The sequence below is a fragment of the Mycobacterium parascrofulaceum ATCC BAA-614 genome (assembly GCF_000164135.1).
In the GTDB taxonomy this organism is placed as follows: domain Bacteria; phylum Actinomycetota; class Actinomycetes; order Mycobacteriales; family Mycobacteriaceae; genus Mycobacterium; species Mycobacterium parascrofulaceum.
Genome location: NZ_GG770553.1, coordinates 938025 through 952101, shown reverse-complemented (window position 1 = coordinate 952101; position 14077 = coordinate 938025). Strand labels below are relative to the sequence as shown.

Genomic DNA, 14077 nt, shown 5'->3' with positions numbered 1-14077 from the left:
ACGCGACGGATCGTGTAGCACGCCTCGCCCCCCGCCAGCTAGGCGGCCGGGAGCGCCCCCGACTCGCCCCGACCCAACGTGTGTGACCATCGGCTCCCTACTGGCAAGTAGTAACGGAGACCACAGGAATGTACCCGATGGCCGTGCGCGTGTGAACTGCATCTGCACAATTAACCCTTCGTCAACAGCGGGCAAACGTTACAGTTTCCGTCAGCCTTCCTCTCTGGCCGTGAAACCTTGTGGGTGGGAACGGCTTTCGTCGATGATCGCGGTCCCGTAGCGGATCCGCAGTTCAGTCTTGAGCACCTTACCGGCGGGGTTGCGCGGCAGCGCGTCCACGATCTCGAGCGCCTTCGGATGCTTGTACCGCGCCAGCCGCTCGGTCAGGAATTCGTCCAGCTCCTCGAGCAGCAGCCGCTCCCCGGCGACGGCCGCGACCGCGATCGGCACCTCGCCCCATTTGTCGTGGGAGCGCCCGATCACCGCTACCTCGACGATGCTGGGATGGCTGGCCAGCACGTTTTCCACCTCGGCGCAGTAGATGTTCTCGCCGCCCGAGATGATCATGTCCTTCTTGCGGTCCACCACCCAGACGTAACCGTCGGCGTCCATTCGGACGAGATCGCCGGAGTGGAACCAGCCCCCCGCGAACGCCTCCGCGGTGGCCTCCGGGTTGTTCCAGTAGCCGCTCATCAAAGTCGGTGCGCGGTAGACGATTTCGCCGACCTCGCCGACCGGCACGTCGTTCATGTTTTCGTCGACCACGCGGGCGGCGACGGTCGGGATCACCTTGCCGACCGAGCCACGTTTGCGGATCGCGTCCTCGCCCAGCAGCATGCAGGTGACCGGCGACATCTCGGTCTGCCCGAACGCGGCCAGGATCTGGGCGCCGGGGAACGTCGCCGACATCTCCCGCAGCAGCGCGTCGGGCGCCGGCGCGGCCCCCCAGGAGATCACCCGCAACCTGAGGTCGCGCGGCCGTGCCCGCTGCTCGGCGCAGACGGCCTGCCACTGCGCGGGCACCAGGAAGATGCCGGTCACCTTCTCCTCGGCGAGCACATCGAGCAGTTGCCCCGGCTCGAACGCGCCGAGCGGGTAGATCACCGTGGGGGTGCCGAGCAGCATCCCGGTCAGCATGTTGCCGATGCCGGCGATGTGAAAGAACGGGACGCCGATGAAGCCGACGTCGCTGTTGATGTCGGCGCCGTTGGTGTACAGCCCCGTCATCGTCTGGCCGGTCAGGTTGGTGTGGGTCAGCACGGCGCCCCTGGGGCGGCCGGTGGTGCCGGAGGTGTACATGATCAACGCCGGCGAGTCGTTCGGGATGTCGACGAGCTCGTGCGGGGCACCGGGTTCGTCGATCAGGTCTTCGTAGCCGAGCACGCTGTCGTCGCCCGCGCCGCCGGCCACGATGATCGTGCCCAGCAGCGGCTCGACGTCGCGAACCCCGGTGGCCACCGGGGCGAGCACCGATTCGGTGATCAGCACGCGGGCTTCGCAATCCCCGACCAGAAAGGCGATTTCGGCCGCGGTGAGCCGGAAGTTCAGCGGCACGGCGATGCCGCCGAGCATGTTCACCGCCAGCACCGACTCGACGAATTCGGTGCGGTTGAGCATCAAGACCATGACCCGGTCGCCGAAGCCGATCCCCCGACGGCTCAACGCGCCGGCCAGCGCCGCCACCCGGTGCCGCAGGTCGCCCCACGTCACGGTCTTACCGAGGAATCGCAGCGCCGTCGCGCCCGGCTGCATCATGGCGTGCCGTTCGAGCTGGTTCACCCAGTTCTGCCGCCGGGCCAGGTACGGCTGCTCGGTCCCCTGTGTCAGATGCCTCGCCAATTGCGCGGTCAACCCCACCCTTTCCCTTCACTCCCGCACCGCTTGCGCCAGGTTGATATTTGATAAAACATAGTGTTGTCTGGGTCACATTATGGCTTTAGAGCCCTGCTGACAAGCCCCGACAAAAGTTTCAAACCAACCTCCCTAACGCCCCGAAAGCCCTGGCAGCCCCCGTGAACGCACCGATATCCGCGCGACTGAGGAGCCGACGGCCACTGCGCCGGGCGCAGTTGTCCGACGAGGTCGCGGGCCATCTGCGGGCGGCGATCATGTCCGGGGCCTTGCGGCCGGGGACGTTCATCCGCCTCGACGAAACCGCGGCCGAGCTCGGCGTCAGCGTCACTCCGGTGCGTGAAGCCCTGCTCAAGCTGCGTGGTGAGGGCATGGTGCAGCTCGAACCGCACCGGGGCCACGTGGTGCTGCCGCTGACGCGGCAAGACATCGAGGACATCTTCTGGCTGCAGGCCACCATCGCCAGGGAGTTGGCGGCCGCGGCCACCGACCACATCACCGACGCCCAGATCGACGAGCTCGAGCGCATCAACGAGACGCTCGCCGCGGCCGTCGGATCCGGCGACGCCGAGACCATCGCGGGCATCGAGTTCGCCTTCCATCGGGTATTCAACCAAGCCAGCGGCCGCATCAAGCTGGCCTGGTTCCTGCTCAACGCCGCGCGGTACATGCCGGTGCTGGTGTACGCCGCCGATCCGCAGTGGGGCGCGGCCGCCGTCGAGAATCACCGGCAGTTGATCGCGGCGCTGCGCCGGCACGACGCCGCCGCCGTGATCGACCACACCGTGTGGCAGTTCACCGACGCGGCGGCCCGGCTGACCGAGATGCGGGCACGCACGGGCCACTAGCGGCGATCGCGAGCGCGGCGAAGCCGGGCGATGCGGGTCGCCGCCGTCGGCACTAGCCGGTCAGCTGTTCGGCGCGCTGCTTGAGCTTTCCCGCGAGGTGGTCCAGGACATTGTTGAGGAGCTGTTTGACCATCGGCGCCGGGACCGGCATCGAGGTCTCGACGTCGAGATCCACGGTCAGCAGGCTCGACGTGCCCATCTCCACCACGCTGAACAACTGCTCCTGCTTGGTGAACAGGTCGCCCTGCTGCAGGACGGTCTGAATCTGGTTCTCGCCGGGGTAGTAGACGGCCTGGATGAATACGCCCTGCATGCCCTGATAGTCGGTGTCTAGCCGCAGCTGGCTGGGCCGGCCGTCGTCGTAGCGGGCGAGCACCCAGAGGCCCTTGACCTCCTCGTTCCACTGCGGATAGGCCTCGAAGTCGGCGACGATCGACATGATCGTGGCCGCGTTGGCGCTGACCTCGACGGTCTTGCTCATCACGGGCATTGGCGAAGCATAGCCGGGCGGACGGCGCGCTCCGGCGGCGCGGCCCGGGTCACTCGTCGTCGCGAAAGTCCCGGTGCGCCCGGCGATCTGGAGTTATCGGTCGACCCGCGCGGTGGACAGCAACGCGCGGATCGCGTCGGGAATCTCGACCGGCTTGCGGCTGGTTCGATCGACGTAGACGTGCACCCAGTGGCCCAGCGCGGTGACGGGCCGGGCCCGCCCTTCCGGCGCCGCCCGGAACACGCCGAGCCGGTAGGTGACGCTGCTGCGGCCCAGCCGGGTCACCGCCACGCCCACGGCGAGGCCCTCGGGGAAATGCAGTTCGGACAAGTACCGGCACCCCGACTCGGCGACGATGCCCTGGGCGGGTGTGGCCAGCGGGTCCAGCCCGGTGGTGGTGTTGATCCAGGCGTTGATGGCGGTGTCGAACAATTGGTAGTACACCGCGTTGTTCAGGTGGCCGAACATGTCGTTGTCCGCCCACCGGGTCCCCACCGGCCACAGAACCGGGAAGTCGTCGCTGGTGAGCCCGTCCGGTGCCGGCGGCACCACTGGAGCCGGCGAAACCGGGGCTTCGGAAGCCATGGTTGTATTCCAGCATGGTTCGGATCCGGGGCGCCGTGCTGGATCGGATCGGCCTGACCCGTCCCTACGGGGAATCCCGGCCGATCCGCGTCGTCGATCTCGACCTGGACCCGCCGGGCAGCGGCGAGGTGATGATCCGCATCGAGGCGGCCGGGGTTTGCCACTCCGATTTGTCGGTGGTCGACGGCAACCGGGTGCGGCCGGTGCCGATGCTGCTCGGCCACGAGGCGGCCGGGATCGTCGAGCAGATCGGTGACGGGGTTTCCGACCTGGCCGTCGGCCAGCGGGTGGTGCTGGTGTTCCTGCCGCGGTGCGGCCATTGCGTGGCCTGCGCGACGCAGGGCCTGACCCCGTGCGAACCGGGCAGCGCCGCCAACTCCGCCGGGACGTTGCTGGGCGGGGACATCCGGCTCAGCCAGGCCGGCCACCGCGTGTATCACCACCTCGGGGTTTCGGGCTTCGCGACGCACGCGGTGGTCAACCGGGCCAGCGTGGTTCCGGTGCCGCCCGACGTGCCGCCCGAGGTCGCCGCGCTGCTGGGGTGCGCGGTGCTGACGGGCGGGGGCGCCGTGCTCAATGTCGGCAAACCGCAACCGGGCCAGTCGGTCGCCGTCGTCGGCCTCGGCGGTGTCGGCATGGCGGCGGTGCTCACCGCGCTCACCTACGACGGCGTGCGCGTCGTCGCCGTCGACCAGTTGCCCGACAAGCTGGCCGCCGCCCGCGCCCAGGGGGCGCACGAGGCGTACACCCCGCAGCAGACCGTCGACGCCGGGGTGAAGGCCGCCGTGGTCATCGAGGCGGTCGGTCATCCCGCCGCGCTGGAGACGGCCATCGCCCTGACGGCGCCGGGCGGCCGCACCATCACGGTCGGGCTGCCCCCGCCGGATGCGCGAATCACCTTGTCGCCGCTGGGTTTCGTCGCCGAAGGCCGGTCGCTGATCGGCAGCTACCTGGGCTCGGCGGTGCCCAGCCGCGACATCCCCCGCTTCGTCGCGCTGTGGCAGGCGGGCCGGCTGCCGGTGGAATCGCTGGTGTCGTCGTCGATCCGGCTGGATCGGATCAACGAGGCGATGGACAACCTGGCCGACGGCACCGCCGTGCGCCAGCTCATCCGGTTCGACTAGCCCCCACCGGCTCCCTCCACCGGCTCCCTTTCACCGGCGAGCGCCCGTGTCTGTACGGCGACACGCCGTCACGGGCGGCATTTTGCGGACCCTCGCGTGCGATGGGGCCGGCGCTATCTCGGATGCAGCGGCGCGACGGGTTCCACCGCAACGTCGGGCAGGCGGTGCTCTTCGATGTAGTCCCAACGGATTTCGTAGCCCAGTCCGGGCGCCGACGGGATCTCGACGAATCCGTCCGGTGTGAGCGGGTCGCACGGCGCGTGCAGATAGGGCGGCGCGGCGTCGTAGCGGGCCCCCGGACCGAGCAGGCCGCGCTCGTAGTATTCGCACACGTCGTCGCTGGTGGCGCCGAGCACCTGCAGGTTGCCGAAGCCGCTCATGTGCAGCTCGCACCGCATGCCGACCGCCTCGCACATTCCGGCCAGTTTCATCACGCCGGTGATGCCCCCGCGAAGCACGTCGATGCGGCTGATGTCGGAGGCGTGGCGCAGGATCCAGTCCGCCCGGGTGTAGATGCCGCCCTCGGCGATCTCGGGTGAGCAGATCGGGATGTCGAGTTCGCGGCGAGTTTGGCGTAGGACTCCACCCGATATTCCGGCATCGGGTGCTCGTACCAGCAGAAGCCCAGCCGCTGAAGTTCGCGGCCGGCCCGCAACGCGTCCTCGTGGGTGAGGTAGGTGCCCCAGGGGTCGAACATCAGCACCATGTCGTCGCCCACCGCGGCGCACCTCGCGGCACACCCGGATGTCCCAGTCGACGTAGGACGGCCGCGGCAGGGCGGGTTCGCGCGTCGCCGGATTCCAGTAGTGGTAGGGGTGAATCTTGTAGGCGCCGTAGCCCTGGCGCTTGCACTCGACGGCGTGGGCGGCGTATTCGTCGGGCGAGCCGAGGTTGTTGAAGCTGCTGGCGTAGGCCTTCACCCGGTCGCGGGCGCCACCCAGCAGCTTGCGCACCGGCAACCCGGCGACCCGGCCGGCCAGGTCCACAGGGCCAGATCGATTACGCTGCAGACGTTTTCAGGTAGTTTGGCCACTCACAGTTGCCGCCAGATCTCCGCTCGGTCGAACGGGTCCTGGCCGGCGAGCAGGGGGCTGAGGAATTCGGTGATGATGGCCCGGTCCCTGGGCAGCAAACCGTCCTGGTCGCCGTGAAAGTGGCCGCCGAAATAGTAGCCCTCGACGCCCTCGTCGGTGCGCACCTTGGTCACGGTTTGCACGACGCGGTGGTCGGTCATCAGCTGGCCGAAGGAGATTCGGTCGACGAACGTCTCGAACGGCACCACCTCGAGGCCGGTGATCTTCACGTCAGCACATTCTGCCGACGGGCCGGGCCCTCAGAGTAGAGGCGAAGGTCCCGCGCGGGTCATGCCCACGCCGCCCGCAGGACGTGCGCCTGCAGCGCGAACAGCCGCTCGGATCCGGTCCAGTCAGGCAGCAGCGAATCGAACCCGTGGCAGGTGCGCGCGAACACGTGCAGCTCGGCCGAGACTCCGGCCCGGAGCAGGCGCAGCGCGTAGTCGACCGCCTCGTCACGGAAGGGATCGACCTCCGCGCACGTGATCAACGCCGGGGGCAGGCCGTCGAGCCGGTTCCGCCGCGCCGGGACGGCGGATTCCGATCCGGCCCGTTCCCCCAGGTAGTGGGCCCACATCAGGCCGGCGGCCTCACTGTCGAAGGCGGGGCTGGCCCGAAACTCCCTCTTGGACGGGGTGATTCGGTCGTCCAGCACCGGCTGGTGCAGCGACTGGAAGGTGACGGGCGGCAGCTGCCCGTCGGCGGCCCGCTGCGCCAGACAGGCGGCCAGCGTGGCGCCGGCGCTGCTGCCGGCGACGGCGAGCCGGGCCGGGTCGACGCCGAGTTGCCGCGCGTCGGCCGCCACCCACCGCAGCACGGCGGCGGCGTCGTCGAGCGCGGCCGGGTAGGGGTGCTCCGGCGCCAGCCGGTAGTCCACCGACACCACCGTGCACCGACCGCGGCGCGCCAGCTCCACGCATTGACGGTGGTCGGTGTCCAGGTTTCCCAGCGCGAACCCGCCGGCATGGCAGTAGACGACCGCGGGCGCCGGCGCGGACCCGCCGCGATAGAACCGCACCGGCACCGCCGGTTTCGCCGGCGCGCTGCCCTCGGCGATTTCCACGCCCCGCGCGTCGGTGTGGGTGGCCGCGTCACGGCGGCGCTCGTTGAACGGGCCGCGGGCGAGTTGGATTGAGTCGAAGGAAAAGTCGGTCCGGGTGGTCGCGACGGCCCGCAGTTCGGGGTGCAGCCGTTCGGCGCCGTCCAGCTCCGTCATCGGGTGCCCCGGTCCGACGAGGTCAGGGCCTCGGGCGCCGGCGCGGCGGTGGGCTCGAACTCGAAGTCTCCCGGCTTGAACTTGCGCGTCATTCCCCAGAAGCTACGCGCGCTTCGCGGCCACTGCGTCACCACGCGCCCGTTGGGGGCGCGGAAGTAGTTGCTGCACTGGGTCGTCCAGACGGTGCCGACCATCCAGCGGTCGACCTTGGCGACGAAATCCGCCAACGCGGCCGGCCGCACCGCGATGTAGCTATTGCGCTTGCGCCGCAGATGCTTCAGCGCCCGCACGATGTAACGCGCCGGCGCCTCGAGCATGAAGATGACGCTGTTGGAGCCGACGTTGGTGTTCGGGCCGTACAGCATGAAGAAGTTCGGAAAGCCCGGGACGGCCATCCCGAGGTAGGCGTGCGCCCCGTCGCGCCACGCCTCGCGCAGGGGGGTGCCGCCGTCCCCGGCGACGTCCAACTCGCCCAGGTAGTCGGCGGCCGCATAGCCGGTCGCGCACACCACCACGTCGACCTCGCGTTCGGTGCCGTCCTCGGTGACCAGGGAGTGCGCGCGCAGGTAGTGCGCCGGGCTGGTCAGCACCTCCACGTTGGGCCGGGTCAGCGCGGGCAGGTAGTCCGACGAGAACACCAGGCGCTTGCACCCCATGGGGTGGGCGGGGGTGAGCTTGCGGCGCAATTCGGCGTCGGGGACGCTCTTTTCGAGCAGGCCGAGCGCGACCGTGGTGAACTGGTGGGTCTTGTCACTGCCGTGCTCGATGACCGAGATGTTGGCTTCACTGCGCAACCACAGGCGGGTGCGGTACAGCTTCTTGGCCCACGGCAGGTGCGTGAAGGCCCAGCGCTCGCGTCGTGTGTAGTGCCGGTCCGGTTTGGGCAGGATCCAGGTCGGCGATCGTTGCACCGAATACACCCGGTCGGCCACCTTGGCCAATTCGGGCAGGAGCTGCGACGCCGTCGAGCCGGTGCCGAGGACCGCGATCCGCTTGCCGTCCAGTGGGATCGAGTGGTCCCAGCGCGCGGAGTGCATCACAGTTCCGGTGAACGGCTCCTGCTCGACGAGCTCCGGCAGCAGCGGGCGGGTGAACAGGCCGACGGCGGAGACCACCACGTCGAAGTGGTGTTGTCGACCCTCGGCCGTGGTCAGGCACCACCGCCGCGCGTCTTGCTCCCACCGCGCGGAACGGATATCGGTCCGCAGCCTCAGGTGCGGGCCCAAGCCGTATTTGTCGGCACAGCGCTGGAAGTACGCCAGTATCTCGGGCTGCGCCGACCACAGCCGCGACCAGTCCGGGTTCAGGTCGAACGAATAGGAGTACAGGTGCGATTTGACGTCGCACGCCAGCCCCGGATACGTGTTGATCCGCCAGGTGCCGCCGACGCCGTCCTCCCGGTCGAAGATGGTGAAATCGCGAAAACCGGCGCGCGAGAGCAGGATCCCGAGGGCCAGTCCGCCGGGCCCGGCGCCGATGATGCCGATCGTCGGGCCGGTCATCGGATCTGCACGCATTGGCCGCCGTCGACGACCAGTTCGGCGCCCGTGATGAACGACGCCTCCTCGGAGACCAGGAAGGCAACCGCGTCGGCGACCTCGCGGGGCTGGCCGATCCGGCCGAAGGCCGACGACGCGGCCAGCCTCAATTGGGTGGCGTCGTCGAGCATCGGGGTCGCGATCGGTCCGGGGAACACCGCGTTAACGCGGATTCCGAAGGGGGCCAGTTCGGCGGCGGCGTTCTGGGTCAGGCCGCGCAGCGCCCACTTCGCCGAACCGTACGCGGCGTGGTGCGGGAAGGGCCGGATGGCGCCCGTGCTGCAGATGTTGACGATGGCGGCCTGCCCCGCCGCGCGCAGGTGCTCCAGCGCCACGTGGATGCCCAGGAACGCGCCGAAACAGTTGACCCGCCAGGCGTTTTCGAAGTCGTCGGCGGTCTCGTCGGCCAGGGACGCCCGGTGCAGCACACCGGCGTTGTTGACCAGGGTGGTCAGCGCCCCGAATCGGTCGATCACCGCGTGGACGGCCGACTCCCACTGTGGTTGCGAGGTGACGTCGAGTTCGATCGAGATCACCCGGTCGTCGCCCAATTCGCCGACCGCCGCGGTCAGTTCGTGGGCACGCCGGTCGCATGCGGCCACGGAATAGCCCTGGGCGCGCAACCGTTTGGCGATGGCCCAGCCCTGGCCGCCGGCCGCGCCGGTCACCAATGCGACGCGTGGATTCACGATGACGTGACCTCGGGGGTGTCGGACAGGCCGCGGCTGGTGACGAACTGGCACCGACGCCGTCGGAAACGCCACTGCCCGTCGGCGCGGACCAGTTCGTCGTCGTACAGGGCGGGGCGCAGATGCAGGTCCCCGGAGCGGACGAACAACACTTGGGACCGCGCCGTCGCGGTGTCGCCGCGAACGTCGATCCGCGACACGCCGGTCAGGTGCAGCCCGGGCGGCGCATCCCGGAACATCTTTCCGATGCCGTCGTGTCCGGCGAAAGTGCTGCCGTAGACCTTGAATTCGGCATCGGGGGTGAAGAGGCTTAGGCACTGGTCGATGTCGCCCGCGTCGAGGGCGAGGGCGTAGCCGGCGACCAACTCGCGGATCGCGGGGCGATCGCCCGTCATGGTTCGGTCGCCTCGCGCAGGTGTTCCGCGGCTCCCCGGCGCAGCGCGTGCGCTTCCGCGGTCAGGGTGATCATCGAGAAGCCGAGCTTGGCCATGGCGCGCCCGGTCGTACCGTCCCCGGCGTGAATGCCGGTCACCAATCCGGCCGCGCCGGCCGCGCGATGGATGCGCACGATGGCGTCGAGGACGGCCGGATGCTTCGTCGCGCCCACCACGTCCACGCCCAGCGAGAGCGCCAGGTCGGCGGGGCCGACGTAGAGGCCGGTCAGCCCCTCGACGGCGCAGATCGCGCTGAGGCCCGACAGCGCCGCCGCCGTCTCGATCATCGCGAACACGCTGACGCGGGATTCCAGTGCGGCGGTGTCGCGGCCCAGGCTGGCGCGCAGCGGGCCGAAGCTGCGAATCCCGCGGGGCTGGTAGCGGGTGGCGGCGACGGCGGCGGCGGCCTGGTCCGCCGACTCGATCATGGCGATCACGACGGCGTCGGCGCCGGCGTCGAGCACGCGCCCGATCGGCGCCGCGTCGGCGTCGGGCAGCCGCACCACGGTGCCGACGGGCAGGTGTTCGGCCCGGCGCAGCATGCCGGCGATGTCGGCGTCGTCGAGGTAGCCGTGCTGCGCGTCGAAAGCCACGTAATCGTAACCGGCGCGGGCGAATTCGTCCGGCCCGAGCACCGTCGGCCCGGTGATCCAGCCACCCCAGATCGGGGTCGCCCGCTCCAGCGCCCGCTGCAACGGGCTCCGTGAACCCTCGGTCGCGCTCACCCCGCGATCGCGATCTTGACGCGCTCGGGGTCTGGGCGGCAGGCCAGCTCGAACGCCCCCTGCACGTCGTCGACGCCGAAGGTGTGCGTCAGGTAGGTGGCGAGCAGCCGCGGGTGTTCGGCGGCGAACTTGCCGGCAAGCTCGAGCATTCGCCGACGATCGAGTGTCACACCGGATTTCAGCGTCAGGTTGTTGCGCAGCATGGCCCGCATGTTGATCGGGTAGGCGTCGTCGTCGGCGACACCGAAGTAGAAGACGGTGCCGCCGGGCGCGGCGGCGTCGATGGCATGGCCGAGCGTGGCGACCTGGTGCCCGACCGCCTCGATGACCACGTCGGCGCGGTCGGGGGCGGCGAGCCGGCTCACCCACCGGTCGCTGGTGGCGCGCACCGCGTCGTCGACGCCGAATGTGGTTGCGACGCTTGACCGGTCGACCGGGTCGACGCCGGTGACGCGCCGCGCGCCGGCCGCCTTGGCGACGTAGGAGAACAGCAGCCCGATGGAGCCCTGGCCGATGATCGCCACGTGTTTGCCCGCGAGATCCGGGAGTTGCTCGCAGGCATAGAGGACGCAGGCCAGCGGTTGCAGGCCGACCGCCTGCGCCGGCGTCAGCGCCGGGTCGTACGGCGCCAGGCCGTCGCCGTTGCTGATCACGCGCTCCATCATGCCGTCGAATCCGGAGGCCCAGCCGACGACCCGGTCGCCGGTGCGGTGCTCGGGATGCCGGCTGGCGATCACCTCGCCGACGACCTCGTGGATCGGGAAGCCGTCCTTTTCGGCCGCGCTGGTTCCGTCGTCACCCGGGAGGCGGCCGCGGGCCCCGCGGAAGGCCGGCAGGTCGCTGCCGCAGACTCCGGCCGCCATGAACCGCAACAGCACCTGGCCGTCGTCGAGGCATTCCGGCGTCTTCTCGGCGATCGTCGTCCGCTCGAACAGGTACGGGGCCACGACCCGGTAGGACCACACGTCAGACCTCCACCGGGATGTTGTTCCATCCCCATTGGAAGCTGGAGGGCAGCCGCCGCGCGCCTTCCGCGCGGATCGCGTACTCGGGCACCCGGCGCAGCCATTCGGCCAGCAGCACAGCGACTTCCAGCCGGGCGAGGTGGTAGCCGATGCAGAAGTGCTGGCCGCGGCCGAAGGCCAGCGAGCGCCGGATGGGCCGGTCCCAGATGAATTCGTCGGGTTCGGGGTATTCCCGTTCGTCGCGGTTTGCCGAGGCGAGCAGGGTGATGACGCGCTGGCCGGGCCGGATGGTCTGGCCGTGAATGGTGAAGGGCTTTCGCGCCGTTCGGGCGAACCACTGCGCGGGCGCGCAGTACCGGATCATCTCCTCGCGCGCGACGGGCACGGCGTTTTCGGGGTCGGCGCGCACCGCGGCCAGTTGGCCGGGCCGCTGGGCCAGTTCCCACAGCCCGTGGGCGACGATCTTCGGCACCGTCTCGGTGCCGCCGATGAAGATGCAGAGCATCTGGGTGGCGACTTCCACGTCGTCGAGCGGGCTGCCGTCGGGCAGGCGGTAGCCGAGCAGGCCGTCGACGACGGCGAGCGACCCCCCGGACTGGTCGGCCCGGCGGCGCCGAACCGCGGGCAGCAGGTACTCGAAATAGTTGGGCCGCGCCTCGGCGGTGTCCACGCCCACGCCGGGCTCGGCGAGGCTGCCCGCGTTGACCGCGGCCAGCACCTCCGGTGCGAGATCGGTGGAGATTCCGAGCAATTCGCATACGACGGTCGCCACGACGACCCCGCCGTACTCCTGGGTCAGGTCGAACGAACCCCGCGGCAGCAGCTCGTCGAGCCGTTCGTTGGCCAGCCGGCGGATTCTGGCCTCCCAGCCGGCGACGGACCGCGGCCGCAGCGGCTGGGAGTGCGCGCGCCGGATTTCGGCGTACAGGTCCGTGTCGAACACCGCGTGGAACGGCAGGGGGCGCAGCGGCGGATCGTCCACCGGTCCGGCGTTGTGCTGGGCCAGGACCGCGGCGGCCGGCAACGTCCCTTCCGACGCGACGAACGTCCCGTCGTTGACTTCCAGCACTTCCCAGATGTCCTCGAAGCGGGACAGCGCGAAGGTGTCCCACTGCGGCATGTAGTAGACGGGATGGTGGTCGCGCAGGATCCGGTAGTACGGCAGCGGATCCGCCATCACCTGCGCGTCGAACGGATCGTAGGCGAAGTCCGGCGGATTCATCACTGCAGCGGGCACGGCGGTAGGGCCTGCAGGATCGAGTCCTCCCAGCCGTCGCGCAGCGCGGGCGCCACGCTCATCCAGGTGACGATCTCGGCGGGCGGGCTGTCTTTCCAGGACGGGTAGTGGTTGGCGAAGCATTCCCAGCCACCGTCCAGCGCCCAGTAGTGGATGACCTCGTTGTAGCGGAAGGTCGTGGTGAACGAGCCCAGCCAGCGCTTGCCGGTCCGTTCCGACCAGGGCACGTAGAGGCGCTCCAGCTCGCGGATGTAGTCGTCCTGACGGCCCGGCTTGGTCTGCATGATCTCCTGGATCACCAGCGGCGCGGCGAAATTGGCGTCACGCAGCTGGGCGAGGGTCTTGTTGCTGGGGCCGGGGTACATGATGCGGCCCTCGCCCGCGGCGCCGATGTCGGCCAGGAAGGCCGACCACTTGCCCGCCGCGGCCTCGTGGCTGCCGCCGCGGGCCTGGGCGGCGCCGATCCGCGCGTAGTCGGCGAAACCGTCGATCTCCCAGATGATCGTCACCTGCGGCCAGTGACCGTTGTAGGGCGTGGTCTCCCAGATGGCGAACAGCCGCGCGCCGAGCTCGTCCATCATCGGCCGGTAGGTGTCGGTGAAGACCTCGGTGAAGCGGTCGGTGCGCCCGGAGCCCAGCGAGATGGTCTCGTGCAGGTAGAGCAGCGTGTGGCGGTAGTACTTCTTCATCGGTCGAGCCGGACCAGCCCCGGGTCCCCCCGGCCGCAGGTGGCCAGATCCCAGAGCAACGTCTCGGTGGAATAGACTGCGGGGCAATCGATCCCGGCGGCCGCCAGCGCATGGCCCTTGAACCTGCGCGCGGCCGCGCTGAGCGCGTACTGTGCCCGGGCCGTGCCGCGATCCACCCGTAACGGCCAGCCGGACGGCGCCTGGCCCCACAACGCGACTTCGGTCAGCCGGTCGTCGAGCGAGGCGAGCACCCGGTCGCGCACCCGCGCGTCCGCGGCGAACGCCTCGGCGCTGACCGCCAGGCTCTCGCACGCCGGGCCGGGACCCGTCGCGGCGAAACGCTCCTGAAGGTCCAGGGCCCGCACGCCGAGGATCCGGAGCGATCGGGCGTCGCCGCCGCGAGGGAGCAACACCGTCACCTGCCAGCCGGCCATCGCCCGGTCATAGAGCCAGCCGCCGGCCGATTGGACGACGTCGAGGGCGCTGGCGGCGATGACGTCGAGCCGGTAGCGCAGACACTCCCGATCCGTGCCCCGCGCCCGGGTGGCGTTGACCCGGCCGCCGTTTCTGATGTCGAACGTTGACGTGACCATTCAATCCGTTCCTCCGCCGC

15 protein-coding genes and 1 pseudogene are annotated in these 14077 nt (G+C 70.0%); 2 read left to right on the top strand and 14 right to left on the bottom strand.

Annotated elements, in window-relative coordinates:
- Positions 1-210: 210 nt before the first annotated feature.
- Positions 211-1851: a fatty-acid--CoA ligase FadD5 gene (gene fadD5 / locus HMPREF0591_RS04570; RefSeq protein WP_007167254.1), complete on the bottom strand. Its 1641-nt coding sequence runs from the start codon at positions 1849-1851 to the stop codon at positions 211-213.
- 161 nt (positions 1852-2012) lie between these two features.
- Between fadD5 and HMPREF0591_RS04565 the strand changes: the two genes are divergently transcribed.
- Positions 2013-2699, top strand: coding sequence for a GntR family transcriptional regulator (locus tag HMPREF0591_RS04565; protein ID WP_007167253.1), 687 nt, complete (start codon positions 2013-2015; stop codon positions 2697-2699).
- Between the two features lie 52 nt (positions 2700-2751).
- Here HMPREF0591_RS04565 and HMPREF0591_RS04560 read toward each other — a convergent pair whose 3' ends face one another.
- Positions 2752-3189 carry an SRPBCC family protein gene (locus tag HMPREF0591_RS04560; protein WP_007167252.1) on the bottom strand — a complete coding sequence of 146 codons (438 nt, stop codon included), beginning with the start codon at positions 3187-3189 and terminating at the stop codon, positions 2752-2754.
- Positions 3190-3282: 93 nt separating this feature from the next.
- Positions 3283-3774, bottom strand: a complete 492-nt coding sequence (locus HMPREF0591_RS04555; RefSeq protein ID WP_050789974.1) for an acyl-CoA thioesterase — start codon at positions 3772-3774, stop codon at positions 3283-3285.
- Positions 3775-3788: 14 nt separating this feature from the next.
- On the opposite strand from HMPREF0591_RS04555, the gene HMPREF0591_RS04550 reads away from it, so the two are divergent.
- Positions 3789-4898, top strand: coding sequence for an alcohol dehydrogenase catalytic domain-containing protein (locus HMPREF0591_RS04550; protein ID WP_007167250.1), 1110 nt, complete (start codon positions 3789-3791; stop codon positions 4896-4898).
- A gap of 113 nt (positions 4899-5011) precedes the next feature.
- Here the strand turns inward: HMPREF0591_RS04550 and HMPREF0591_RS04545 are convergent.
- From HMPREF0591_RS04545 to HMPREF0591_RS04500, 11 genes and pseudogenes are all read right to left on the bottom strand, one after another.
- A pseudogene (locus HMPREF0591_RS04545) lies at positions 5012-5595 on the bottom strand (enolase C-terminal domain-like protein).
- Positions 5596-5931: 336 nt separating this feature from the next.
- Complete coding sequence (locus HMPREF0591_RS30245; RefSeq protein ID WP_007167248.1) at positions 5932-6201, bottom strand: enolase-like domain-containing protein; 270 nt, start codon at positions 6199-6201, stop codon at positions 5932-5934.
- A 59-nt stretch (positions 6202-6260) separates the two neighbouring features.
- Positions 6261-7187 carry an alpha/beta hydrolase gene (locus HMPREF0591_RS04540; protein ID WP_007167247.1) on the bottom strand — a complete coding sequence of 309 codons (927 nt, stop codon included), beginning with the start codon at positions 7185-7187 and terminating at the stop codon, positions 6261-6263.
- The gene (locus HMPREF0591_RS04535) at positions 7184-8689 is read right to left on the bottom strand and encodes a flavin-containing monooxygenase (RefSeq protein ID WP_040621106.1); all 1506 of its coding nucleotides are present in this window, start codon (positions 8687-8689) and stop codon (positions 7184-7186) included. Before HMPREF0591_RS04535 ends, HMPREF0591_RS04540 begins: the two co-directional genes overlap by 4 nt.
- A complete protein-coding gene (locus HMPREF0591_RS04530; protein ID WP_007167245.1) occupies positions 8686-9414 on the bottom strand; it encodes an SDR family NAD(P)-dependent oxidoreductase in 729 nt (242 codons plus the stop codon). Before HMPREF0591_RS04530 ends, HMPREF0591_RS04535 begins: the two co-directional genes overlap by 4 nt.
- Positions 9411-9809, bottom strand: coding sequence for a nuclear transport factor 2 family protein (locus HMPREF0591_RS04525; RefSeq protein WP_007167244.1), 399 nt, complete (start codon positions 9807-9809; stop codon positions 9411-9413). The genes HMPREF0591_RS04530 and HMPREF0591_RS04525 overlap by 4 nt, the downstream gene beginning before the upstream one ends.
- Positions 9806-10573: an HpcH/HpaI aldolase family protein gene (locus HMPREF0591_RS04520; RefSeq protein WP_040621103.1), complete on the bottom strand. Its 768-nt coding sequence runs from the start codon at positions 10571-10573 to the stop codon at positions 9806-9808. Before HMPREF0591_RS04520 ends, HMPREF0591_RS04525 begins: the two co-directional genes overlap by 4 nt.
- Positions 10570-11538 (bottom strand): zinc-binding dehydrogenase, encoded by a 969-nt coding sequence (locus HMPREF0591_RS04515; protein ID WP_007167242.1) that lies wholly within the window; start codon positions 11536-11538, stop codon positions 10570-10572. Before HMPREF0591_RS04515 ends, HMPREF0591_RS04520 begins: the two co-directional genes overlap by 4 nt.
- Before the next feature lies 1 nt (position 11539).
- Positions 11540-12760 (bottom strand): cytochrome P450, encoded by a 1221-nt coding sequence (locus tag HMPREF0591_RS04510; protein ID WP_007167241.1) that lies wholly within the window; start codon positions 12758-12760, stop codon positions 11540-11542.
- Positions 12760-13464: a hypothetical protein gene (locus tag HMPREF0591_RS04505; RefSeq protein WP_007167240.1), complete on the bottom strand. Its 705-nt coding sequence runs from the start codon at positions 13462-13464 to the stop codon at positions 12760-12762. Before HMPREF0591_RS04505 ends, HMPREF0591_RS04510 begins: the two co-directional genes overlap by 1 nt.
- Complete coding sequence (locus HMPREF0591_RS04500) at positions 13461-14057, bottom strand: hypothetical protein (protein WP_007167239.1); 597 nt, start codon at positions 14055-14057, stop codon at positions 13461-13463. The genes HMPREF0591_RS04505 and HMPREF0591_RS04500 overlap by 4 nt, the downstream gene beginning before the upstream one ends.
- Positions 14058-14077 lie beyond the last annotated feature (20 nt).

Coding starts and splice junctions, on each gene's coding strand:
- HMPREF0591_RS04560 (WP_007167252.1), bottom strand. CDS start 3,189: ATGCCCGTGATGAGCAAGACCGTCGAGGTCAGCGCCAACGCGGCCACG.
- HMPREF0591_RS04555 (WP_050789974.1), bottom strand. CDS start 3,774: ATGGCTTCCGAAGCCCCGGTTTCGCCGGCTCCAGTGGTGCCGCCGGCA.
- HMPREF0591_RS04550 (WP_007167250.1), top strand. CDS start 3,789: ATGGTTCGGATCCGGGGCGCCGTGCTGGATCGGATCGGCCTGACCCGT.
- HMPREF0591_RS04540 (WP_007167247.1), bottom strand. CDS start 7,187: ATGACGGAGCTGGACGGCGCCGAACGGCTGCACCCCGAACTGCGGGCC.
- HMPREF0591_RS04535 (WP_040621106.1), bottom strand. CDS start 8,689: ATGACCGGCCCGACGATCGGCATCATCGGCGCCGGGCCCGGCGGACTG.
- HMPREF0591_RS04525 (WP_007167244.1), bottom strand. CDS start 9,809: ATGACGGGCGATCGCCCCGCGATCCGCGAGTTGGTCGCCGGCTACGCC.
- HMPREF0591_RS04510 (WP_007167241.1), bottom strand. CDS start 12,760: ATGAATCCGCCGGACTTCGCCTACGATCCGTTCGACGCGCAGGTGATG.
- HMPREF0591_RS04505 (WP_007167240.1), bottom strand. CDS start 13,464: ATGAAGAAGTACTACCGCCACACGCTGCTCTACCTGCACGAGACCATC.
- HMPREF0591_RS04500 (WP_007167239.1), bottom strand. CDS start 14,057: ATGGTCACGTCAACGTTCGACATCAGAAACGGCGGCCGGGTCAACGCC.